This is a genomic window from Pseudomonas sp. Tof1, assembly GCF_055390395.1.
Genome location: NZ_AP024344.1, coordinates 6,953,816 through 6,978,812 on the forward strand (window position 1 = coordinate 6,953,816; position 24,997 = coordinate 6,978,812).

Consider the following 24,997-nt stretch of genomic DNA (forward strand, 5'->3'; position numbering starts at 1 on the left):
GCGATCTCTCCCTTGCGGACTCAGGCCGTCTGCAAGCCAACGACAGTGCGTGGCATCGGTACGAAACCTGGCAAGGCTTCGATGCGCGCCAGCCAGGCCCTCACGTTAGGGTAGTCCGCCAACGAGACGTTGCCCTCCGGTGCATGGGCGATGTAGCTGTAGCCGGCGACATCGGCGATGGTCGGTTCGGAGCCGACCAGATAAGGCGTGTGGCTCAACTCCTGCTCGACCACCTTGAGCAAGGCATGGGAGCGGCTGATCGCCTCCTCGGCATCGAAGTTCGCACCAAACACAGTGATCAGCCTCGCCCGCGCCGGACCAAAGGCAATCGGCCCCGCCGCCGCCGACAGCCAACGCTGCACCCGGGCAGCACCGAGCGGATCGCTCGGCAGCCAGCGGCCGTTGCCATACTTCTGGGCCAGGTACACCAGGATCGCGTTGGAGTCGGCGAGGACCACACCCTGGTCGTCAATCACCGGTACCTGGCCAAAGGGGTTCAGCGCGAGGTATTCGGGCTTCTTGTGGGCACCGCCGGGCAGATCGACATGGATCAGTTCCACCGGCAGGCCGAGCAGGGACAGCATCAACTCGACGCGATGGGCATGACCGGAGCGAGGGAAGTTATAGAGTTTGATGGCAGGCTGAGACATTGGACACTCCAGAGGCGCTGATGCGATCCGGGATGGACCGCGCGGTGGAGTCATCTTCCGCCTCCGGCGAAACCAACAGAATCACCAGGAATGGCAATCCGTTATTTCAGTGGGTGAAATAAAGCGCCAGAGGACTCAACCGTGTTCATCCTCTCAAGGCCCGATTTTCCCTCAGGGCCGCCACCACAAAATCGACAAAACTGCGCACTCGTACCGGGGCCTTGCGCCCGCCCTGGTACACCACATGAATCGGCAACGGCGGCAGCTCGAAGTGCTCGAGCACCACCTCCAGTTCACCCGAGGCCAGCTTGTCCGCCACCTGGTAGGACAACACCCGGGTCAATCCCGCGCCCAGGCACGCCGCCCGTATCGCCGCCTGGTTCGCGGTCACCGCCATGCGCGGTTCCAATCGCACATTCAGCGGCTTGTCGCCGTCGGCGAACTGCCAGCTGCGGACCTGGGAAGCGCTGGATGTCATGATGATCCGCGCCTGGCGCAACTCATCCGGATGCCCGGGCCGGCCATGCTGCGCCAGGTAGCCGGGGGAGGCACACACCACCCGCCGCACCTGCCCTACCCGCACCGCGTGATGTCCGCTGTCCGCCAACTCGCCAATGCGCACCGCCACGTCGATACCGTCCTCGACCATGCGCACCACCCGGTCGATCAGCAGCGCATTGATGGTTACGGCCGGATACTGTTCCAGGTAACGCACCATCACCGGCGTGACGTACAACTCGCCAAACAGCACCGGCGCGGTCATGGTCAGTTGCCCGCTGGGATGGGCGTGGCTGTCGGCAGCGCTGGCTTCGGCTTCTTCCAGTTCGGCGAGAATCCGCCGGCAGTCCTCGAAATAGCGCTGGCCGGGTTCGGTCAGGTGCACATTGCGCGTGGTACGAATCAGCAGTTGCGCGCCAATGCGTTGCTCCAGGGCCGCCACCGCCCGGGTGACGCTGGGCGCCGACAGGTTCAGGCGCCGCGCGGCCGCCGAAAAGCCCTGCTCCTGGGCGACGGCAAGAAACACCTGCATTTCCTGGAATCTGTCCACTGTGCCCCCTGTACGCACCCGCAAAGAAAAGAGCCGCATCGGCGGCCCTCTTCAGCGTATCGAAAACCCGGCGGGATTACCCGGAGAGTTTTTCCAGGAACGCCAGCAGCGCCTGGTTCACGCTGGCCGGGTTCTCGATGCTGGAAATGTGCCCCGCCTCGGGAATGCCGATGTACGGGCAGCCGATGAGTTCGGCCATTTCCCGCGCTTCGCTCGGTGGCCTAGGCTTGTCCTGCTCGCCGCACATCACCAGGGTGGTCTCGGCATTCAGCGCGGCCAACGCCGCAAGACGATCGTCACGGCCGAAGATCAGCCGCCCCAGCGGGACGATGCTGTTGAGCAGTTGCTCGCGGGAGTAGGCCGTCAGGGAATGGCGGAAGGTCTGGTAGAACGGCGTCTCGGGGTCGATGCCGGGCCTGAAGAAGATCGGCACGATGGCATCGAGCAGCGGCGGCGGGATAGTGCCGGCGTCCTCGATCATCTTCAGCATCGAGAAGTAATACTGGCGGGTGGCTTCCGGTTCGGCACCGGCATAGGTGTCCATCAGCACCAGGCCACGAATGCGTTGCGGCGCAGCCAGTGCCAGGCGCGCGCCCCACATGCCGCCGACCGACAGGCCGACCAGGCTGAAACGCTGGATATCCAGCCGGTCGAGCAAGGCCAGAACCTGGCTGGCCAGGTCATCCAGGCTGTGGGTGTTGGCCGGCAAGGGTCCCGACTGACCGTGGCCCCACAGCTCCGGCACGATCACCCGATAGTGCCGGGACAACACGGCGATCTGCGGCGCCCACATGGCGCTGTCCCACAGGTAGCTGGAACCCAGGACGACCACCTCGCCCTCCCCCTGGTCCAGGTAATGGAGCGGTTGCCCATCGATAGTCACAACTGGCATGGAATCCCCCTTGGGTGTGGATAAGACGGCAGATGCCTGTGCGGCATGCGGTGAGTGAATCTTGCAGAGATCGGACAGTATTGGCTACAGGAGTTCACCGGCCAACAGCCAGGGTTTTGTAATGAAAGATTCTGCATCAATGTTGATAATCCATAGCCAGTGAAAACGGATAGCTTGTGGATATCAGGACGGTTCAAGCACACTCATTCAAGCCACAGGGGCAGTTCCTGCAGAACAGGTTTCTTCTACTATCATTTGGTCTTTTTACTCTTGAACGCAGGACGCAGGGGAAATCAGTGGAAATTTCAAGTATTGCGACATTATCTGGAATAGCGGCGCCATCAGAGGCGCGGCGAGAGGCGGCAAAACGGATGGCCGTCGAAGTTCTCGCCTCGCTCGAAAATCGAGACGACATCATCGAGAAGCGTGGCCTTGATGCGAAGTTCGGGAAGCCTGACGCGAACTGGGCCGATGACTCTCCAAACGACTTTCGTGACGCCGTCAAACTGCTTGCAACGCTTGAATGGACACACATCAGCAATCTGAGGCTGATGGCGCAATGCTTTACTGGCTACAGCCTCAGGGAAATGAAAGGGGCACGCGGCGTTCGAAGTGTTGGCGAAATATCGAGCGACTTCGACGACCGCTTGCGCCAGATAGACCCCACTGAGGTCATTCGGTCCTGGCAAGACTCTGTAAAAGATGTGCCGGAATGGGCCAGGGTAAAACCGCCCCATATCCTGGGGGAAGTCGGCTGGTACGTTGACGGCGTCCTCGTCAACTACGATACCCGCGTCTACCAGGAAAGGATGACGCTGCTCTATTCGTCCGGAGTTCTGGACAAGCTGAGATCGCTGGGTCGACCGGCGAGAATTCTTGAAATCGGCGGTGGGTATGGCGCTCTGGCGCTGGCACTGATGGAGGCCGTACCCGACTGCGAATATGTCATCTGCGATTTGCCAGAGAGCCTGCTTTTCTCCGGTATCTACCTGTCGATAGCGACCCAGAACGTGAAAATGCATGGCGGAGCCGGTAACGAGCGCCTGTCGTTGCTACCGAATTACCTGTTCGACACGCTGTCCGAAAATTTCGACCTGGTCATCAACACGCTGTCGATGAGTGAAATGTCGGAGTACCAGGTAAAGCGATACGCATCCGGTATCAGGAATCAGATTTCCGACCACGGCATATTTTTCGAGCAGAACCAGAACAATATCGTGATGGGGCTCTCGTTCGCCGAGGCTCTGTTGGCCCCTGAATTTCCTGCGCGCCAGCAAATGCAAAGCCGGATGGTGCTCACTGAAGGCTCACCCAACCTCTGGGCGAACTCGCAGCAGGTGCTTGATGGCCTTCAGCGGCCGACAGCGCAAGCTCCTGCAGTGAAGGCTGCAGCAATCGCGCCCCCCGTCGAGGCTCCACCCAGCCCGGCGGTCACTCCTCCAGCCAGCTGGATGACCAGGATAAAGGCCGGCATCAAGCGCAGGCTGGCATCTGCCACCTCACGCTGACACTCCGTTTCATCGTGTTTCACAAGGCCCGTCTCGACGGGCCTTTTCCATGCTGGACAGACCCAGGACCGACGACTGAAGCGGCGAGCCTTCCGGCAAGAGAAGGACGCCATTCACCCAAGCGATCGATGTGCACCGCTCAGCAACGCGTCCACCACCGCCCGGGCCATTTCGACCGAATGGGTGATCGACCAGAGCTGGTCCCGAGCCAGATCGTTGGTGGAAGGAACCAGATCATCGGCGACGTACTCGGCAGCCTTGAGCAAAAACGACACATGCTGCAGGGCCACTTCCACGTCGATGCCGGCGCGGACCGTGAAAACCGGGAGCTTGTGGGCGTTGAGGTAATCGGCAGGAGGGGCGGCGGTTTTATCGATTACGCCAAAGCGCGGTGGCTGCGCAGGGTCGGAGTCGGGGGCGAGATAGTCGATGCAACGGCCAATGACATCACGCACCACGGCGCATTTTTCATCCAGAGTGGAAGTATGGGGTGGGTCTGGAACGATCTTGGTTTTCATGAAGTTCGGCTCCTGGTTCGAGAGACCACCACCTACCGTCGTCAAACAATGAGGTGGCAGCTGTACGCAGGTTGACGAACCGGGAACCAAGGAACCGGCAGACCCTAAGGCCTCCCGCGCACAGCCGCCATGAAGCGTTCCTTCCCCAGATGAGCCAGGAAGGACATGGTGGCGCAAAGGCGCTCTGATTCGTTCGGATCGTCAAACCCGCTCGTTGATTTGGCAACGAGAACCAGAGCCTAAAGGCAGGGCTGATTGATCAACAAGTCAGCTCAAGCCGACGGCATTGTAGGCAAAACCCAGCCAAACCAGTAGGTAGGCCGACGAGCTGTGGATAAGTCGACAGGCCCATTAACACTTTGAAACCTTCGTTTTCGGCCCCGACGGCTCGACTGCGCTAACCTCATGGTTTTCAAGCACTGAAATTTCCTACATGAACTACTCAGGACTTCTCTGCGCCGCCTTGCTGTTGTCGCTTGCCGGGTGCGAACAATCGGCCTCTTCGGGCAGTGGAATGTCCTCGACACACCCCGACGCCGCGGCCCTCAAGGGTGGTTTTCGCGGCACCGGCAACGAGCCGGGCTGGGTCGTTGAAGTGGGGATGGGAGAAACGCCGCCGCTGCACCTGGAGATGAACTACGGCCGGCAGAAAACCGAGGTGACCAAGAGCGAATCGACCACCGACGGCTTTTTCGGCAATGCCGCGGACGGTACTGAAATCCAGGTACTGATCGACAGGAGCCCCTGCACCGACGACATGAGCGGCAAGCCATTCGAGGCCACCGTGCTGCTCAAGGTCGGGGATCGCGACTACCACGGTTGTGGTGAGTGGCTTGTAGCGCACTAGCCAGCAGGCTGAACACGGCACAAGCGCAAACAGCGTAGACCGTTGCACCGTGTTCCCGGCTGATGCACGAAAACGGGTTTTCCTCTGCCCCCGGAACAAGCGACTGCTTGCTCTGGTGTCCCCCTTTTCCGGTATAGATCTCTCCCCTCTGTAAACGCCTAATGACGTCAAGTTGATCGTTTTCAGTCATGGCTACGTTGGAATCCACCAACTTCGCTACCCCCCCCATGGATCCCTCGCCGGCGCATGACGCGAATGATATCGGCCGCTCAAGCAAGCACCCGACCACGATGCAATGACGGTCGGTTCGCTGTGGTTACCGAACAGACAGAACGTCCATTGCACATTCCGCCCCCTCTCCCTGGCTTTTCACATCCGACCCATTGGTTGTTGGCGAGCCTGAGTGACTTGAATACAGGCGCCCCCATGACATCCGCTGACTTGCCAATGTTCGCCCCTGAAACGCCAGCCGTTGAACTCACCTCCCCCCAGCAAGGCATCTGGTTTGACCAGATCGCGAATCCCGAACTGCCCTACTACAACATCGGCATGGTCCTTGAGATCAAGGGTGAACTGGATCTGCCGCTGTTCGAGAAAGCGTTCCAACTGATCGTGGATCGCCATGACTCCTTGCGCCTGGTGCTCAGTGAGCAGGGTGCAAGCGTGCGTCAGCGCGTACTGCCCCACGTCAAGGCGAAGCTGAGCGTTGTCGAGTTTTCAGGCGAACAGGCTGGCGAAGAACCTGTAAAGGCCTACCTGCAAGATGTTTTTCGCCAGCCGTTCACGCTGCTGGGGGAGGTGCTGTGGGAGGCCAGGCTCGTGCGCTGCGGAGCGGATCGGCATTACTGCCTGTATCGCAACCACCACCTGGTAGGGGATGGCATCGCGGTCTATTTGATCATTCACGCGGTGGTAGACGCTTACAACGGCCTGCTGCGGGGTGATCACAATCCACCCCAGGGAAATTCTTATCTGTCGTTTCTCGCCGAGGACCGAGCCTATCTGGAATCGACCCGTTTCGAACGTGACAAGGCTTTCTGGAAAGAGCGCTATGCCGAGCTGCCGCCACCCTTTCTGCAGCCACGCGTCGCGGTTGCCGACAACCGAACAGCGCCCAGCGCGCTGAGCCAGATGATGATCCCCCGGGCTCTTTTCGAGGAGCTCGGGCAGTTTGCACGCAGTAAGGGCCTGTCACTGCCTCATATTTTCATGAGCGTCATCAGCACTTACTTCTGCCGTACCACCGGTGTCGACTCCATCGTCATCGGCATGCCGGTCCACAACCGGACAACGGCTTACCAGAAGAACACCGCGGGCATGTTCTCCTCCCTGAATCCCATCCGTCTTGAGGTGGACCCCCAGGCTTCGTTTCTGGAACTGATGCAGACGACCTCCACCCAGTTGCGCCGCAGCTACCGGTATCAACGCTTTCCGATCGCAGAACTCAACCGGATGCTGAAACTGAACCAGATGGGCCGGCGGCAACTGTTTGACGTGTCACTGTCGTTTGAGAGTCTCGATGGAGAGGTGATCTTCGGCGACAGCCCGACCAAAGTGCATTCCCTGTACAGCGGGCATGAGCGCCTGCCGCTGGCGATTTTCGTGTGCGACTACAACCCCAACGCAGACGTTTATCTGGACTTCAACTTCAATACGGCATTTTTCACGCTGGAAGAAGTGCAGCAGATTCAAACGCGCATGCTTTCCATGCTGACCCACGTGGTCGAGCAGCAACACACGGCGGTTTCACACTTTCCGATCATGCCGATGGCCGAACGGCAACAGGTGCTGCAGACATTCAACGCCACTGAGCAGTTGTACCCTGACGATGAACTCATTCACACGCGCTTCGAGCAACAGGCAGAACGCCAACCAGACGCCTGCGCCGTCAGCGATCACCACGGCAAGGCGCTGACCTACGCCGAACTGAATCGTGCCGCCAACCAACTGGCGCATCATTTGATCACACTGGGCGTCGGCCCCGATGACCGGGTCGCTATCTGCGTCGAACGTGGCCCCCAGATGATTGTCGGCCTGCTGGGGATTCTCAAGGCGGGGGCCGGTTATGTGCCGCTGGACCCTGCCTACCCCGCTGAGCGCCTGGCCTATCTGCTGCAAGACAGCGCACCGGTCGCGGTGCTGGTACACACCGCGACAGCGCAGGTGCTGGCGCTCGGATCACTACCCGTCATCCATCTGGACGATGCCGCCTTGCAGGCGCAATCCGTGCAGAACCCACAGGTACCGGGCCTGGACGCCTCGCATCTGGCCTACGTGATCTACACCTCGGGCTCCACCGGCTTGCCAAAAGGCGTGCAGGTCGAACATCGCCACGTGGCCCGCCTGTTCTCGGCCACCGACGGCTGGTTTGGCTTCAGCCCGGATGACGTCTGGGCACTGTTCCACTCGTTTGCTTTCGACTTCTCGGTCTGGGAAATCTGGGGCGCCCTGATGCACGGCGGGCAACTGCTGATCGTCCCGCACCTGGTCAGTCGCTCACCCCGGGAATGTTATGCACTGCTCTGTGACGCTGGGGTCACAGTGCTCAACCAAACCCCTTCCGCCTTCCGCCAACTGATCGCCGCACAGGCCGACAGCCAGCAAGCCCATGCGTTGCGCCACGTGATCTTTGGCGGCGAAGCGCTGGAAACCGGCATCCTCAAGCCCTGGTACGCCAGGCCAGGCAACGCCGGGACGCAACTGGTGAACATGTACGGCATCACTGAAACCACCGTGCACGTGACGTATTACCCCTTGCAGGCCGACGATGTCGAGCGGGCAGGCGTCAGCCCGATTGGCCAGCGGATACCGGATTTGCAGTTGTATGTGCTCGACGCCCGCCGCGAGCCCATGCCTCTGGGCGTGGTCGGTGAGTTGTATGTCGGTGGCGCCGGCGTGGCGCGAGGCTATCTGAATCGCCCCGAACTGAATGAAGAACGCTTTCTCGCCAACCCGTTCAGCGAACAGCCCGACGCCCGCCTGTACCGCACGGGCGATCTGGTGCGCTGGTCTGCTGACGGTCGCCTCGAGTACATGGGGCGCAATGACGATCAGGTCAAGATCCGGGGTTTCCGTATCGAGCTGGGTGAAATCGAAGCCCGCCTGGCCGGGTACGAGGCGGTGAAAGAAGCGGTGATCATGGCCCGTGAAGACATGCCGGGCGACAAGCGCCTGGTGGCCTATTTCACCACGGATGCCGCAGTGAGCCCCGACCTGCTGCGCCAGCATCTGCAGGCCCAACTGCCGGACCACATGGTGCCCGCTGCCTACGTGCGCCTGGAGTCGCTGCCACTGACCTCAAACGGCAAGCTGGATCGCAAGGCCCTGCCCGCGCCCACCCAGTCATCAATGGTCAACCGCCAATACGAGGTGCCTATTGGTGACACCGAAACCGCCATCGCCGCTATCTGGCAAGAATTGCTGGACATCGATCAGGTGGGTCGCCATGACCACTTCTTCGAGCTGGGCGGGCATTCATTGGTGGCCGTCAAGCTGATAGAGCAGATGCGCCAGATCGGCCTGAGCGCCGATGTTCGCGTGCTGTTCAGCCAGCCGACCCTGGCCGCCCTGGCGGCGGCCGTGGGCGGAGGTGCGGAAATCGTGGTACCTGCCAATCGGATCCCCGAGGACTGCAAACGCATTACCCCGGACATGCTGCCCCTGGCGAACCTCACCCAGGCCGCTATCGACCGCATCGTGGCCACGGTGCCCGGGGGCTTGGCCAACGTGCAGGACATCTATGCCCTGGCGCCGCTGCAGGAAGGTATTCTTTTCCATCACCTGCGCGGTGAGCAGGGCGACCCCTATGTCCTGAAATCCGTCTTTGCCTTCGAGGATCAAGCCCGTCTGGACGCATTCAGCCAGGCACTGCAACAGCTGATCCAGCGCCACGATATCCTTCGTACCGCCCTGCTCTGGGAAGGGCTGGACGAACCGGTGCAAGTGGTATGGCGCCAGGCCACCCTTGCCACGGAAACCCTCCACCTTGATCCGGCTCAAGGGGATATCTCCACGCAACTGCAACACCGCCATGACCCGCAGCACTATCGCCTGGATCTGGGCCAGGCACCGTTGATGCGGCTGGTCAGTGCCTACGATACCGCGCATCAGCGCATCGTCTCGCTGCTGCTGTGCCATCACCTGGTGCTCGACCACACTGCGCTGGCCGTCATGCGTGACGAGATACAGGCCCTGATGTTGGGTAAAGGCCATGACCTGCCGGCCTCGGTGCCGTACCGCAATTACGTGGCCCAGGCCCGCCTGGGCGCCAGTGTCGAAGCCCAGGAAGCCTTCTTCCGCAACATGCTCGGCGACCTCGACGAGCCGACCCTGCCGTTCAACCTGCACGACGTGCACGGCGGCGCAAACGCAATCGAAGAGGTGTATCACCGTATTGACAGCACCTTGAGCCAACGCCTGCGCAGGCAGGCCCGGCTGTCCGGAGTGAGTCCAGCCAGCCTGATGCACCTGGCCTGGGCCCAGGTCATCGGACGCTTTTCAGGACGCGACGACGTCGTCTTCGGTACCGTCCTGATCGGTCGAATGAGCGGCTCGGCCGGTACAGACCGTGCGCTGGGCATGTTCATCAATACCTTGCCGATGCGTATCAAGGTGGGTGATCAGGGGGCCCGGGCCAGCGTTCAAACCACTCACGCACAGCTGTCGGCACTGCTCGAACATGAACATGCCTCGCTGACACTGGCGCAGCGTTGCAGCGGTGTGCCGGGCGATCTGCCCCTCTTCAATGCCCTGCTCAACTACCGACACACTGACGGCGAAGCCTTGAGTCGGGAGATCGGCGCGGTATGGGCCGGCATTCAAGTATTGAACGCCGAGGAACGCAGTAACTACCTACTGACATTGAACGTGGACGACCTGGGGGAGGACTTCATCCTCAATGCCCAGACCGTGGTCGACATCGGTGCCCAGCGTGTCTGCAATTACGTGCAGGCCGCGCTGGAAAGCCTGGTCGAAGCCCTTGAACAGGTTCCTCAGGCGCCCTTGCACAGCCTCTCGATCCTGCCGGAGCAGGAGCGCCATCAACTGGTGGTCGACTTCAATGCAACCGCGTTCGATTACCCCTTGGAGCAGACACTCCACGGCTTGTTCGAAGCCCAGGTGGAGCGCACGCCGCAAGCGGTCGCCGTGGTGCATGGCGATATCCGCCTGAGTTATCGCGAGCTGAATGACCGGGCCAACCAACTGGCACATCATTTACTCGATATCGGGGTAAAACCGGATGACCGTGTGGCCATCTGCGCCGAGCGTAGCGAGTCGATGGTCATCGGTTTACTCGCGATCCTCAAAGCCGGCGGCAGTTATGTACCGCTGGACCCGGCTTATCCTGCGGACCGGATTGCCTACATGCTGCAGGACAGCACTCCCTCTGCCGTATTGGCTCAACAGACGACAGTGAGCCTGCTGTCGAGCGTTGCGGTACCGGTGATTGATGTGGATTGTCAGTCATTGCAGGGTCAATCGCTGGCCAATCCCCAGGTGCCGGGCCTGACCGCGGCTCATCTGGCCTACGTGCTCTACACCTCCGGCTCGACCGGCACGCCCAAGGGCGTGATGAACGAGCATCGTGGCGTGGTCAATCGTCTGCTTTGGGCACAAGACCACTACGCAGTGAATGAAACCGACCGCGTCCTGCAAAAGACCCCCTTCGGCTTCGACGTGTCGGTCTGGGAGTTCTTCCTGCCCTTGCTGGCCGGCGCCCAGCTACACATGGCCCGCCCAGGCGGTCATCAGGATCCGGCCTACATCGCTCACGTCATCCGTGAACACGGCATCACCCTGATGCACTTTGTGCCATCGATGCTCGATGTCTTTCTGGAGCATGGCGACCGCCAAGGCTTCAGTGAGCTGCGACGTGTGCTGTGCAGCGGTGAAGCGTTACCCGGGCATCTGGTTCGGCGCTTCAAGGCGCAGTATCCGGATATCGCGCTGCACAACCTGTACGGTCCGACCGAAGCGGCCATCGACGTCACCGCATGGGACTGCTCAGGCCCCGGCACGCCCGACAGTACGCCGATCGGCAAGCCGATCGCCAACACCCGGATTTACCTGCTGGATGCCCATCAGCAGCCCGTCCCCCTGGGGGTCGCGGGAGAGATTTACATTGGCGGGGTTCAAGTGGCACGCGGTTATTTGAACCGTGCACAGCTGACGGCCGAGCGTTTCCTCAGCGACCCGTTCAGCGACGACCCGAATGCCCGTCTCTACAAAACCGGCGACCTGGGCCGGTGGTTGGCCGACGGCACGGTCGAGTACCTGGGCCGCAATGACTTCCAGGTGAAGATCCGCGGCCTGCGCATCGAGCTGGGCGAGATCGAAGCGCATCTGCTGGCCTGCGAAGGCGTCAGGGATGTGGTGGTGATCGCTCGCCAGGACTCCGACGGTGATACCTATCTGGTCGGCTACATGGTCGGCACCCACGCCAACGAGCTGTCAGCGCAGGCACTGCAGGCGCATCTGCGCCGGCACGTCCCCGACTACATGGTGCCGAGGTATCTGATTCAGCTGGAGCACTTCCCGCTCAATGCAAACGGCAAACTGGACCGCAAGGCCTTGCCCGAACCCCAGGGGACCCTGGGCAGCACTGACGCGACAGCGCCGCGCACGGCACTGGAACAGGCGCTGGTGGCGCTCTGGAAAGACAACCTGAAACGCGAGGTACTGGGCGTCCACGATAACTATTTCATGCTTGGCGGCGACTCTCTGAAGGTCATTCATCTGCAGATCAAGGCGCGTGAGCAAGGTATGCCGCTCACGCTGGGGCAGATCTACCAGAACCCGACCATCGCTCAACTGGCACAGCTTTTGAGCACGCAGCAGGCATCCTCAGCGCAATGGCAGCCCACCGTCCATGTGAAGCCTTTTGCCCAAGTATCAGAAGACATCCGCTTGGCCAGCGAGGGCGTGTTCGATGAGGTGTTCCCGGCTTCGCAGCTGCAGGTCGGGATGATCTATCACTCGATGATGTACCCGGACTCGGCGATCTATCACGACATCTTTCGCTACCGGCTACGCCTTCGCTGGGATGCCACCTCATGGAACCGTGCGTGCGACGCATTGATCCGGCGTCATCCGGCGTTGCGCATGTCCTTTGATCTAAGCCACCACGCAACGCCCATGGCGCGTGTGCATCGCGCGGTCGAGCCGCCTGTGCAAGTGATCGACGTCACCGCCCTGGGCCCTGCCGAGCGGGCGCTGGCGGTTTCCAGTTACATCGAAGAGCGTAAGCGTCACCGTCCAGATTGGCATGAGGCACCGCTCTATCAGTTCGGCGTATTCGTCGCGGCGGACGACATTAATCTGGTTTTCAGCTTTCACCACGCCATTCTCGATGGCTGGAGCGTCGCCACCCTGATGCGTGACCTGATCACCCTCTACACGTCGACGCCAGAAACCGACCCTTTGCCTGCCCTGATCACCACGCCAGCCGACTTCATCGCCCTGGAGCAGGCGGCGGTGACGACGGCTGAGCATCGTCTGTTCTGGAGCGAATACTTGCGCGAAGCACCCGCCGCGTCGATGACCAGTTGGGTCCATGCGGTCGCCCCGGACCCTGTAGCGCACCGTTCGGCCTATCGGGAAATGCCGGCGGCTGACCTGGCCCGGCTCGAAGCGTTCTGTAGGGCGCACGACCTGCCGTTGCGCTCGGTGTTGTTGACGGCTCATGGCTTTGCGCAAGCCATCCTGTCCAACCAGAAAGAAGTGCTGTGCGGCGTCATCAGTCACGGTCGCCCCGAGTTCGAGGATGCAGCCTCGATTCTCGGCCTGTTCCTCAACACATTGCCTGTGCGTTTCAACACGCTGGGCCAGAGTTGGCTGGAGCTGGTCCGCCAATCGATTGCCCAGGAACAACAGGTGTTCACGCATCGGCGCTATCCGTTCGCCCTGATCCACCGTGAAACCGACGTAGCCTTGGATGTGGTGTTCAACTACGTCGATTTCTATGTGCTCAGTGACATGCTGGCCGAGGACGATGGAATCCTCATTGACTGGGAAACGACCGAGGCCAGCAACTATGACCTGCTGACCAGCCTGGGCCGCCATCCGCGCAATGGCTCGCTGATGTTGAAGATGGACTACCGCACTGCCCGCGTCGCCGAAAGCCAGGTGCAGTCTTATGCCGAATACCTGTTGCGCACCCTGGCATTGATGATGGACGCGCCAGAGGCCAGCCCCTGTGTACCGGCATGGAGCCCCGTTCTCGAGCCGACCACGCCAGCCCCGGCCATCCCACGGCCCCATGACAATCTGGCGAGTCTGTTGCTGGACAGCTTTGCCCGCCATGCCCCACAAACCGCCGTGAGTTTCGACGGGACCCGACTGTCGTACCGCCAACTGAGAGACGCCAGTGCGCAAATGGCCAGTTGGCTGCACCGGCACGACATAGGCCAGGGAGACCGGGTTGCGATCATGATGCCGCGCTCGCCCGAGCTGATCGTGGCCTTGCTCGGCGTCATACAGGCTGGCGCTGCGTATGTGCCGATTGACCTGAGCTTCCCGGATGAGCGCATCCGGCTGATTCTCGAGGATTCGCAGCCCAGCCTGATCCTGTTCGCCGACGCATCGCAGAGCCGGGTGACATCACTGGCGAAGCACGCACACCAGCGGCATTGGGATAGCGTGGCCGCGGAGTTCGACAACGATCCCGGCCGCTGCGCGGAACGGGTTGCCGTACTCGCGGCGGGCATCGAAGCCGACGACAACGCCTATGTGCTGTATACGTCGGGTTCGACAGGCCGTCCCAAAGGCGTGGCCATGCCACACCGTGCCTTGACCCATCTGATCCTCTGGCAGAACCGCGAACAGGCGCAGGGCATCGACCCGACCGTTTCGCTGAAAACACTGCAGTATTCATCAATCTCGTTCGACGTCTCGTTCCAGGAAATTTTCTCGACCCTGTCCTGCGGCGCTGAACTGGTGATGATTGAAGAAGCCCTGCGCTATGACTTCATCCAATTGTTGAAGTTGATCTGCGCACGGCAGATCAACCGTCTGTTCCTGCCCTACGTCGCCTTTCAAGGGCTGGCCGAAGTGGCCATGCAATTGGGGATTCGCCCCGTCTCCCTGCGCCTGATCAACGTGGCCGGTGAGCAGTTGAAGATCACGAGTGAGATCCGCGACCTGATAGATGGCCTCGAAGGCTGTCGGGTAGAAAACCACTATGGGCCGACCGAGTCGCATGTGGTCACGCGCCTGAAGCTTGAGGGGGCCAGCGAAACCTGGCCGAGCATGCCGTCGATCGGCACGCCGATCGACGGGGTACGCCTGCATGTTCTGGATGCAGCCGGCAATGCCTGCCCTGTCGGCGTCATCGGCGAACTGTTTATCGAAGGGCCTTGCCTGGCAAACGGCTACTGGAATCGATCCGACCTGACCGACGAACGCTTTGTCTACCGGCAACTGGAAGGCCAGGCCCGCAGGCTATATGAAACCGGGGACATCGGGTTTTACCTGCCTTGGGGTGATCTGGTCTATCAAGGCCGCGGTGATGCCCAGGTGAAGATTCGCGGCTACCGCGTCGAGTTGGGCGAGATCGAGGTGGCGATGCTGGGCTCCGCCCGATTCGGTGCCGACATTCGACAAGTCGCCGTTATCGACAAGCCGGCAAACGATGGCACCCGTTATCTGGTGGGCTTTGTTCAGGCCATGCCGGGGCGCGTGCCGGATCTGGATCAACTCAAGGCAGAGATGCGCCTGGCGTTGCCCGATTACATGGTGCCCAACACGCTGATCAGCATTGAGCAACTGCCAGTGGGCCCCACCGGCAAGATCGACCGTCGGCAACTGCAAAAAGTAGAGATTCAACACATCCTGCAGCGGCCCTTCACCGCTCCCCGAAATGCCGTTGAAGACTTGTTGCAGGCTTATTGGCAGGAAGCCCTGGGCCTGGAAGAGATCAGTGTCCATGACAACTTCTTCGAGGTGGGCGGCAACTCGCTCAAAGCGGTGCAACTGGTCGCGAAGCTGGTCACGCATCAAGGTCTGGAACCCTCATTGGCCGACTTCATCCAGGCCCCGACCATCGCCGAATTCGCCCAAGTGCTGCAAGGGACCGCCACCGGACACCCCGCTACTGGCGCGCTGGTGGACTTCAAGAACGCGCCTGGCCAGCCGCCGGTGTTTCTGGTCCACCCTATCGGCGGCCACGTACTGTGCTATGCCGCACTGGCGCATGTCCTCAAGGACCAGGTCAATCTTATGGCCTTGCAGGCGCCGGGAACCTGGGACGCCCGTGAACCGATCCCATCGGTCTACGGCCAGGCGACCTATTACGCCGATGCCATCGAGCAGGCCGTACCGCACGGCGCGTTGAATATCGGTGGCTGGTCGTATGGCGGCGTCGTGGCGTATGAGCTGGCGAGCGAGTTGCAGCGTCGCGGGAGGTTTGTGCATAACGTGTTCCTGCTCGACACCATCGTGCGTATCAATCAGGGCCAGGTGCAGGTCGAACGCTCCGAGTTCCTCAATTGGTTCATGTGGGAATTGCTCAGCGGCGACGGCCAGAAGGAATACGACTATCAGGCGCTGGATTTTTCCGCGATGAGCGATGCGCAAGCCTTTACGCAGATCCGGCAGCACGGCATCGACCAGGGCATTTTCGACGAAACCATTACCGTGGCAACACTGGACCAGCTGTTCCGGGTGTTCCACGCCAACTGGCAAGGGATGCTGGACTACAGTTTCCCGCCACGGGACCTGCCGGTGACGTTATTCGCGGCGGATGTCGAGCTGCCCAATGTCCTGCAAAGCCCCCACGAAATGGTGGGCACCGCCTTTAACGACCCTTATCGCGGATGGCGCGCGCTTTCTCCCCAGGTCCAGCGCATTGGCGTAGAAGGCGACCACCTGACGATGATGCGCGAACCCCACATTCACCGGGTGGGCAGCTTCATCAAGTTACACATGGACGCGGCCCTGATAGGAGACGCCGGCAACACTGCCGGATTGACCGCTCCATCAGGCGTGAATGACTTGCTACAGGTGAAAACAGCATGACAGAACAGAGGAAAGCCATCGTCGCAGGCGCCGGTGTCGGCGGCCTGACGGCGGGCATCGCACTGCAACGCGCGGGATGGCAGGTCACGGTCTTCGAAGCGGCTCAAACGCTGCGCACCGGCGGCACCGGCTTGTCCATCATGGCCAATGCCATGGCGGCGCTGAATTCGATCGGCGCCCATGCTCCGGTCGAACAGGCGGGCCAGGAGATCCGCCAGTTCTTTTTCAAGAAAACCGGTGGCGCGCCCATCACCAGCATCCCGATTCATGAGATCGGTGAGCAACTGGGCTACCCCAGTATGAGTATCCAGCGGCCCTTGCTGCTGCGTGCACTGGCGCAGCAACTGGCACCCGACACCCTGATAACGGGTATGCGCTGCGCAGGTTATACCAACCACGCCCATGGCGTGACGGTGCACTTCGAAGACGGCAGCAGCCAAGCGGCTGACCTGCTGATTGGCGCCGACGGTCTCAACTCGGTCATACGCCGACAAATGCTGGGCGAGACGCCCCTGCGATCCTCGGGCTATATCGCCTGGCTGGCGGTAACGCCGTTCAGCCACCCGGTCATGACTGAAGGCTACGTGGCGCACTACTGGGGCCGCGGCAAGCGCTTCGGGCTTTGCGATGTGGGCGACGGCCACGCTTATTGGTGGGGGACCTGTAACCATGAAAACGCCTCGCACGACGCCTTGAGCCTCAACAAACAGGAAGTGCTCGACGCCTATGCCGGCTGGGCACCGGAAGTCTGTGCCGCCATTGAGGCGACGCCCGACGATGTCATATTGAAAATGCATGCCAGGGATCGACAGCCCGTAGAGCAGTTCTGCGATGGGCATGTGGCGCTGTTGGGCGATGCAGCTCATCCCATGTTGCCGAGCCTGGGCCAGGGAGCGGCGCAGGCCATCGAAGACGCCGTCGTACTGGCTGATCGCCTGGCAAAGACCCCTGACCTGCGCACCGCGCTGGCGGAGTACGAGGCGCATCGGCATCCGCGCGCCAATGAAATCGTCAACACCGCGCGCTTCATGAGCGGCATCGAACAGGCCGAGTCGAGCATCGCCTGCTGGCTTCGCGACTGGTACATGCGCCTGGCGCCCAAAAGCAGCGTGCTCAAGAAGAATATCGACATCATGTCGTTCAAGCCCTGCGCTTGATAAGCACAGGTGCAGACGGGTCGGGTGTTCTCTTCGGGATCCAAGGTAAAGCATTGAGGCCACGCCCCCTAAGGTGAGACGTGGCCCCGTGATACAGCTTTTATTGTCCTGGTAGCGACTTTATTGTCAGAACCCGCAGATCATCATCGTCTACCGCGTTATTCCACCGTCACCGACTTCGCCAGGTTGCGCGGCTGGTCGACGTCGGTGCCCTTGAGCACAGCGACGTAGTACGACAGCAACTGCAGCGGGATGGTGTAGAGGATTGGCGCCAGGGTGTCGTGGATGTGCGGCAGGGTGATGACGTGGGTCCCCTCGCCATTGCTCATGCCGGCCTGTTCGTCGGCAAAGACGATCAGTTCGCCGCCACGGGCGCGGACTTCCTGCAGGTTGGACTTGAGCTTCTCCAGCAGTTCGTTGTTCGGCGCCACAGTGACGATCGGCATGTCATTGTCGACCAGCGCCAGTGGGCCGTGCTTGAGTTCGCCGGCCGGATAGGCTTCGGCGTGGATGTAGGAGATCTCCTTGAGCTTGAGCGAACCTTCCATCGCCACCGGATACTGCGCGCCACGACCGAGGAACAGGGTGTGGTTCTTGTCGGCGAACAGCTCGGCGATCTTCTCGACCTTGGCGTCCATCGCCAGGGTTTCGCCCAGGCGGGTCGGCAGGCGACGCAGTTCTTCCACCAGTTCGGCTTCGACACCTTCCGCCAGGGTGCCACGGACCTGGCCCAGGGCCAGGGTCAGCAGCAGCAGGCCAACCAGTTGGGTGGTGAAAGCCTTGGTCGAGGCCACGCCGATTTCGCGACCGGCCTGGGTCAGCAGGGTCAGGTCCGACTCGCGCACCAGCGAGCTGATGCTGACGTTGCAGATCGCCAGGCTGCCGAGGAAGCCCAGTTCTTTTGCGTTACGCAACGCGGCCAGGGTGTCGGCGGTTTCGCCGGACTGGGAGACGGAGACGAACAGGGTGTCCGGTTGCACCACCACCTTGCGGTAGCGGAATTCGCTGGCGACTTCGACCTGGCACGGAATGCCCGCCAGGCCTTCGAGCCAGTAACGCGCGACCATGCCGGCGTGGTAGCTGGTACCGCAGGCGACGATCTGTACATTGCGTACCTTGGCGAACAGCTCGGCGGCCTGGGGGCCGAAGGCCTGCACCAGCACCTGGTTCTGGCTCAGGCGACCTTCCAGGGTGCGTTGCACCACGGAGGGTTGCTCGTGGATCTCCTTGAGCATGAAGTGGCGGAACTCGCCCTTGTCGGCGGCTTCGGCGCCATCGCGATACTGCACGGCTTCGCGCTCGACGACCTGGCCATCGATGTCCCAGATCTGCACGCTGTCACGGCGGATTTCGGCAATATCGCCCTCCTCCAGGTACATGAAGCGGTCGGTCACCTGGCGCAGGGCCAGTTGGTCGGAGGCGAGGAAGTTCTCACCGAGGCCGAGGCCGATCACCAGCGGGCTGCCACTGCGGGCTGCCAGCAGACGATCAGGCTGCTGCGCATTGATCACGGCCAGGCCGTAGGCGCCGTGCAGTTCCTTGACCGTGGCCTTGAGGGCCTTGGTCAGGTCGCCCAGGTCCTTGAGCTTGTGGCTCAGCAGGTGGGCGATCACTTCGGTATCGGTGTCCGACGAGAAGACGTAGCCCAGGCCCTTGAGCTGTTCGCGCAGGGCTTCGTGGTTCTCGATGATGCCGTTGTGCACCACGGCGATATCGGCGCCGGAGAAATGCGGGTGGGCGTTACGCTCGCAGGGGGCGCCGTGGGTGGCCCAGCGGGTGTGGGCGATGCCCAGGCGGCCGGCCAGTGGCTGGCCGGCCAGGGCCTGGTCCAGCTCACTGACCTTGCCGGTCCGGCGGGTCCGCTCCAGCGTACCGTTGTGGGTGAAGACGGCGACACCGGCGCTGTCGTAGCCCCGGTATTCCAGACGCTTGAGACCCTCGACCAGAATGGCCGTGATATTACGTTCAGCAACTGCACCGACAATTCCGCACATGCTTTTCTCTCCTAGCTGACGGCCGCGCAAATCAAATGTATGCCGCGGGCCTGAATCTGTTCGCGTGCCTCCTGGGGCAAGCGTTCATCGGTAATAAGGGTATGGACGCTGCTCCACGGCAGTTCCAGGTTGGGAATACGCCGACCGATCTTGTCGGACTCGACCATGACCACCACTTCACGGGACACTTCGGCCATCACCCGGCTCAAGCCGAGCAATTCGTTGAAGGTGGTGGTGCCCCGCTCCAGATCGATGCCGTCGGCACCGATGAACAACTGGTCGAAGTCGTAGGAGCGCAGCACCTGTTCGGCGACCTGGCCCTGGAACGATTCGGAATGCGGGTCCCAGGTGCCGCCGGTCATCAGCAGCACGGGCTCGTGCTCCAGCTCGCTGAGGGCACGGGCGACATGCAGGGAGTTGGTCATCACCACCAGGCCAGGCTGCAGGCCCAGTTCCGGGATCATCGAGGCCGTGGTGCTGCCACTGTCGATGATGATGCGGGCGTGTTCCCGCAGACGGCCGACGGCGGCACGGGCAATAGCCTGCTTGTATTTCGACACCGAGTGGGCGGGATCGCTGACCAGTTCCTGGGGCATGCTGATCGCGCCGCCATAACGACGCAGCAGCAGACCATTGCTTTCGAGCGCGGCCAGATCCTTGCGAACCGTAACCTCGGAAGTTTCGAAGCGTTTGGCCAGTTCGTCCACGCTCACTTCACCCTGCTCACTGAGCAAGGCGAGAATGCTATGACGACGTTGAGGGGTATTACGTTTCGACATGGGACGTTATGTTTCGATTCGAAAGATAATAAGTGCAATCAAAACCTGTAATCGAAACTTCGTCAAGTGAAGGTTTTCAAAAAATGGCTTGTGGGTAACTTTTTCGGTTCGCGGGTCGAGCCCTTCCCTTCACCGCCAGAAAAATCCTTTGGCAGGCGAGCATTCACGACATGTTGTGGTGTCGATGAAATGGCTGTCGCCAGCAAGCCCGGTTGCGCAGGGGGAAGTCTGCGCACGGGGAAGAGGGAAGATTTATCCACAAACGCAGAGGGCCACCCACGGTGGCCCTCACTTTCCACAGCGCTCAAAAGCGCTTGTGGATAATTCAGCTCTTCTTGATCTTCACCGGCCGCTTCCAGCCATCGATATTGCGCTGGCGTGCACGCGCCACCGCCAGTTGGCCTTCATCGACGTTCTGGGTGATGGTCGACCCCGCCGCCGTGGTAGCACCGTGGGAGATATCCACAGGGGCGACCAGGGAGTTGTTGGTACCGATGAAGACGTCATCACCCAGCACCGTCTTGTGCTTGTTGGCACCATCGTAGTTGCAGGTGATGGTGCCGGCGCCGATGTTGGTGCGTTCACCGATCACGGCATCGCCCAGGTAGGCCAGATGGCCGGCCTTGGTGTCGTTGCCGAGCACGGCATTTTTCAACTCGACGAAGTTACCCACATGGGCACGCTCGCCCAACACGCTGCCGGGGCGCAGGCGGGCGAACGGACCGGCATCGCTGCCCTCGCCCATGATCGCGCCGTCGAGGTGGGTGTTGGCCTTGAGCACCACGCCCTTGCGCAGGGTGCTGTCCTTGATCACGCAGTTCGGGCCGATCACCACGTCATCCTCGATCACCACGCGGCCTTCGAGGATCACGTTGATGTCGATCAACACATCACGCCCCACCGTGACCTCGCCACGCACATCGAACCGGGCCGGGTCACGCAGGGTCACGCCCTGGGCCATCAGACGCAGGGCCGCACGCTTCTGGTAATGACGCTCGAGCTCGGCCAGTTGCCGACGATCGTTGGCGCCCTGCACTTCCATGGCATCGTGGGGTTGCTCGGTTTCCACCACCAGGCCGTCGGCGACCGCCATGGCGATCACATCGGTGAGGTAGTACTCGCCCTGGGCGTTATTGTTCGACAGACGGCTCATCCAGTCGCCCAGGCGCCGGGCCGGCAAGGCGAGGATGCCGGTGTTGCCTTCGGTGATGGCGCGCTGCGCCTCGTTGGCGTCCTTCTGCTCGACGATCGCACAGGCCTTGCCCTGGGCGTTGCGCACGATACGGCCGTAGCCGGTCGGGTCCGCCAGTTCGACGGTCAGCAGTGCCACCTGTTCAGGCGTGGCGTGCTGCAGCAGGCGCTGCAGGGTTTCCACTTCGATCAGCGGCACATCGCCGTAGAGCACCAGCACGGTGTCGGCGGTAATGAAAGGAACGGCCTGGGCCACGGCATGGCCGGTCCCCAGTTGTTTATCCTGCAGGACGAAGTTCAGGTCATCGGCGGCCAGTCGTTCACGCACCTGGTCCGCACCGTGGCCGATCACCACGTGAATGCGCTGTGGATTCAATTGGCGGGCGCTGTGGATAACATGTCCGAGCATCGAATTGCCAGCTACGGGATGAAGAACCTTCGGCAACGCCGAACGCATGCGGGTGCCTTGGCCGGCAGCAAGGATAACGATTTCGAGAGACATGACTGGCTACCAATCCTGGGTGGTCAGCGGCTGTGACCAGGTGATGAATATCGGAAAAGAAAAAAGGGTAGCCGAGGCTACCCTTTTTAATCAATCGCGCAACAAGCGGTGGCTTAGCCGCCGAACTTCTTGCGGATCTGCTGGACGGTACGCAGCTGGGCTGCGGCCTCGGCCAGACGTGCAGCAGCGGAACCGTAGTCGAAGTCCGCGCCTTTTTCGTTCAGGGCCTTCTCGGCAGCCTTGACGGCTTCCTGAGCGGAGGCTTCGTCCAGGTCGGCAGCACGTTGCACGGTGTCGGCAAGAACCTTGACCATGTTCGGCTGAACCTCGAGGAAACCACCGGAGATGTAGAACACCTCGGCTTCCCCGCCCTGCTTGATCAAGCGGATCGGACCCGGCTTGAGATTGGTGATCAGCGGCGCGTGGCCCAGGGCAATACCCAGGTCACCCAGTGCACCGTGTGCAATCACCATCTCGACCAGTCCGGAGAAAATTTCTCCTTCCGCACTGACGATATCGCAATGGACTGTCATAGCCATCTGATTGCCTCAACCTAAATTAGCGCCCGTTGCCGGGCGCCGGGATTACAGTTTCTTGGCTTTCTCGATCGCTTCTTCGATGCCGCCAACCATGTAGAACGCTTGTTCTGGCAGGTGGTCGTAGTCACCGTTGAGGATGCCTTTGAAGCCAGCAATGGTGTCTTTCAGGGAAACGTATTTACCCGATGCACCGGTGAAGACTTCAGCCACGAAGAACGGCTGCGACAGGAAACGCTGGATCTTACGAGCGCGGGATACCAGCTGCTTGTCGGATTCCGACAGCTCGTCCATACCCAGGATCGCGATGATGTCCTTCAGTTCCTTGTAGCGCTGCAGCACGTACTGAACGCCACGAGCGGTTTCGTAGTGGTCGTTGCCGATCACGTTCGGATCCAGCTGACGCGAAGTCGAGTCCAGTGGGTCTACCGCTGGGTAGATACCCAGGGAAGCGATGTCACGGGACAGTACGACGGTGGCGTCGAGGTGGGCGAAGGTGGTCGCTGGCGACGGGTCGGTCAGGTCGTCCGCAGGTACGTATACGGCCTGGATCGAGGTGATCGAACCTTGCTTGGTCGAAGTGATGCGCTCTTGCAGCACGCCCATCTCTTCAGCCAGGGTCGGCTGGTAACCTACTGCCGAAGGCATACGGCCCAGCAGTGCGGATACTTCGGTACCGGCCAGGGTGTAACGGTAGATGTTGTCGACGAACAGCAGAACGTCGTTACCTTCGTCACGGAACTTCTCGGCCATGGTCAGGCCGGTCAGGGCAACGCGCAGACGGTTCCCTGGTGGCTCGTTCATCTGGCCGTAGACCAGTGCCACTTTGTCCAGAACGTTGGAGTCCTTCATCTCGTGGTAGAAGTCGTTACCCTCACGAGTACGCTCACCCACACCGGCGAACACGGAGTAACCGCTGTGCTCGATGGCGATGTTACGGATCAGTTCCATCATGTTTACGGTCTTGCCGACACCGGCACCACCGAACAGACCAACCTTACCACCCTTGGCGAACGGGCAAACCAGGTCGATAACCTTGATGCCGGTTTCCAGCAGTTCGTTGCCACCTGCCTGTTCAGCGAAGGATGGAGCGGCGCGGTGGATACCCCAGCGCTCTTCCTCGCCGATCGGACCGGCTTCGTCGATCGGGTTGCCCAGCACGTCCATGATCCGGCCCAGGGTCGCTTTACCGACCGGTACGGAGATGGCTGCGCCAGTGTTGTTCACGTCCAGGCCACGCTTGAGGCCTTCGGTGGAACCCATCGCAATGGTACGTACCACGCCGTCGCCCAGCTGCTGCTGAACTTCCAGGGTGGTTTCGGCGCCTTGAACCTTCAAGGCGTCGTAGATGCTCGGTACGCTGTCGCGTGGAAATTCCACGTCGATGACGGCGCCGATGATTTGAACGATACGTCCGCTACTCATAGCTGGATCCTCTGAATATTTGAACCGTTAAACCGCGGCAGCGCCGCCGACGATTTCCGAGATCTCTTGGGTGATCGCAGCCTGACGCGCCTTGTTGTAGATCAGCTGCAAGTCGCTGATCAGATCACCGGCGTTGTCGGTAGCGTTCTTCATCGCGATCATCCGCGCCGCTTGTTCAGCAGCGTTGTTCTCGACCACCGCCTGGTACACCTGCGACTCCACATAGCGCACCATCAGGCCGTCAAGCAGCTCTTTGGCGTCCGGTTCGTACAGATAGTCCCAGTGGTGCTTGAGATCCTGATCCGGGGTTGCCACCAGTGGAATCAACTGCTCCACGGTAGGCTGCTGGGTCATGGTGTTGATGAACTTGTTGGATACCACGGACAGGCGGTCGATACGGCCGTCCAGGTAGGCATCCAGCATCACCTTCACGCTGCCGATCAGGTCGTTGATCGACGGCTCTTCACCCAGGTGGCTGATAGCTGCAACGACGTTGCCGCCGAAGTTGCGGAAAAACGCCGCACCCTTGCTACCCACGACACACAGATCGATCTCGACGCCGTTTTCGCGGTTTACCGCCATGTCCTTGACCAGGGCCTTGAACAGGTTGGTGTTCAAGCCGCCGCACAGACCACGGTCACTGCTCACCACGATGTAACCGACGCGCTTGATGTCGCGGTCGATCATGAACGGGTGGCGGTATTCCGGGTTGGCGTTGGCCAGATGCCCAATTACCTGGCGGATACGCTCCGCATAAGGACGGCTAGCAGCCATGCGCATTTGTGCCTTGCGCATTTTGCTGACCGCCACTTTTTCCATGGCGCTGGTAATTTTTTGCGTGCTTTTGATGCTCGCAATCTTACTGCGAATCTCTTTTGCGCCTGCCATGTAACACCTATCAGGTTAGCAAGCGGGAGCCTTGCGGCTCCCGCTGCGG

The 24,997-nt window shown here is 61.0% G+C and carries 14 protein-coding genes; 4 read left to right on the plus strand and 10 right to left on the minus strand.

Features of this window, described 5'->3' with window-relative positions:
* Positions 1 to 20: 20 nt before the first annotated feature.
* The 3 genes from ACZ5KU_RS31420 to ACZ5KU_RS31430 all read right to left on the minus strand — a co-directional run bounded on the left by ACZ5KU_RS31420 (position 21) and on the right by ACZ5KU_RS31430 (position 2,590).
* A complete protein-coding gene (locus ACZ5KU_RS31420; RefSeq protein ID WP_054056448.1) occupies positions 21 to 650 on the minus strand; it encodes a glutathione S-transferase family protein in 630 nt (209 codons plus the stop codon).
* 145 nt (positions 651 to 795) lie between these two features.
* Complete coding sequence (locus ACZ5KU_RS31425; protein ID WP_416771127.1) at positions 796 to 1,698, minus strand: LysR family transcriptional regulator; 903 nt, start codon at positions 1,696 to 1,698, stop codon at positions 796 to 798.
* Between the two features lie 76 nt (positions 1,699 to 1,774).
* Complete coding sequence (locus ACZ5KU_RS31430; RefSeq protein ID WP_054056446.1) at positions 1,775 to 2,590, minus strand: alpha/beta fold hydrolase; 816 nt, start codon at positions 2,588 to 2,590, stop codon at positions 1,775 to 1,777.
* 371 nt (positions 2,591 to 2,961) lie between these two features.
* Here ACZ5KU_RS31430 and ACZ5KU_RS31435 point away from each other — a divergent pair, with 371 nt between their 5' ends.
* Positions 2,962 to 4,098, plus strand: coding sequence for a putative sugar O-methyltransferase (locus ACZ5KU_RS31435; RefSeq protein ID WP_054063430.1), 1,137 nt, complete (start codon positions 2,962 to 2,964; stop codon positions 4,096 to 4,098).
* A 113-nt stretch (positions 4,099 to 4,211) separates the two neighbouring features.
* Here ACZ5KU_RS31435 and ACZ5KU_RS31440 read toward each other — a convergent pair whose 3' ends face one another.
* Complete coding sequence (locus ACZ5KU_RS31440) at positions 4,212 to 4,616, minus strand: DUF3077 domain-containing protein (RefSeq protein ID WP_416771129.1); 405 nt, start codon at positions 4,614 to 4,616, stop codon at positions 4,212 to 4,214.
* A 514-nt stretch (positions 4,617 to 5,130) separates the two neighbouring features.
* Here ACZ5KU_RS31440 and ACZ5KU_RS31445 point away from each other — a divergent pair.
* The 3 genes from ACZ5KU_RS31445 to ACZ5KU_RS31455 all read left to right on the plus strand — a co-directional run bounded on the left by ACZ5KU_RS31445 (position 5,131) and on the right by ACZ5KU_RS31455 (position 17,633).
* Positions 5,131 to 5,463: a hypothetical protein gene (locus ACZ5KU_RS31445; protein ID WP_239687876.1), complete on the plus strand. Its 333-nt coding sequence runs from the start codon at positions 5,131 to 5,133 to the stop codon at positions 5,461 to 5,463.
* A 426-nt stretch (positions 5,464 to 5,889) separates the two neighbouring features.
* Positions 5,890 to 16,476 carry a non-ribosomal peptide synthetase gene (locus ACZ5KU_RS31450; protein ID WP_464736687.1) on the plus strand — a complete coding sequence of 3,529 codons (10,587 nt, stop codon included), beginning with the start codon at positions 5,890 to 5,892 and terminating at the stop codon, positions 16,474 to 16,476.
* A complete protein-coding gene (locus ACZ5KU_RS31455) occupies positions 16,473 to 17,633 on the plus strand; it encodes an FAD-dependent monooxygenase (protein WP_464736688.1) in 1,161 nt (386 codons plus the stop codon). Before ACZ5KU_RS31450 ends, ACZ5KU_RS31455 begins: the two co-directional genes overlap by 4 nt.
* A gap of 158 nt (positions 17,634 to 17,791) precedes the next feature.
* Here the strand turns inward: ACZ5KU_RS31455 and glmS are convergent, their stop codons facing one another.
* The 6 genes from glmS to atpG form a co-directional block, all read right to left on the minus strand.
* Complete coding sequence (gene glmS / locus ACZ5KU_RS31460; protein ID WP_054063426.1) at positions 17,792 to 19,627, minus strand: glutamine--fructose-6-phosphate transaminase (isomerizing); 1,836 nt, start codon at positions 19,625 to 19,627, stop codon at positions 17,792 to 17,794.
* Between the two features lie 11 nt (positions 19,628 to 19,638).
* Positions 19,639 to 20,406 (minus strand): DeoR/GlpR family DNA-binding transcription regulator, encoded by a 768-nt coding sequence (locus ACZ5KU_RS31465; RefSeq protein ID WP_054056439.1) that lies wholly within the window; start codon positions 20,404 to 20,406, stop codon positions 19,639 to 19,641.
* A 325-nt stretch (positions 20,407 to 20,731) separates the two neighbouring features.
* Complete coding sequence (gene glmU, locus ACZ5KU_RS31470; RefSeq protein WP_054056438.1) at positions 20,732 to 22,099, minus strand: bifunctional UDP-N-acetylglucosamine diphosphorylase/glucosamine-1-phosphate N-acetyltransferase GlmU; 1,368 nt, start codon at positions 22,097 to 22,099, stop codon at positions 20,732 to 20,734.
* 113 nt (positions 22,100 to 22,212) lie between these two features.
* Complete coding sequence (locus ACZ5KU_RS31475) at positions 22,213 to 22,638, minus strand: F0F1 ATP synthase subunit epsilon (protein ID WP_010447599.1); 426 nt, start codon at positions 22,636 to 22,638, stop codon at positions 22,213 to 22,215.
* 45 nt (positions 22,639 to 22,683) lie between these two features.
* A complete protein-coding gene (atpD, locus tag ACZ5KU_RS31480) occupies positions 22,684 to 24,060 on the minus strand; it encodes a F0F1 ATP synthase subunit beta (protein ID WP_054056437.1) in 1,377 nt (458 codons plus the stop codon).
* 27 nt (positions 24,061 to 24,087) lie between these two features.
* Positions 24,088 to 24,948, minus strand: coding sequence for a F0F1 ATP synthase subunit gamma (atpG, locus tag ACZ5KU_RS31485; RefSeq protein WP_017902417.1), 861 nt, complete (start codon positions 24,946 to 24,948; stop codon positions 24,088 to 24,090).
* Between the last annotated feature and the right edge of the window lie 49 nt (positions 24,949 to 24,997).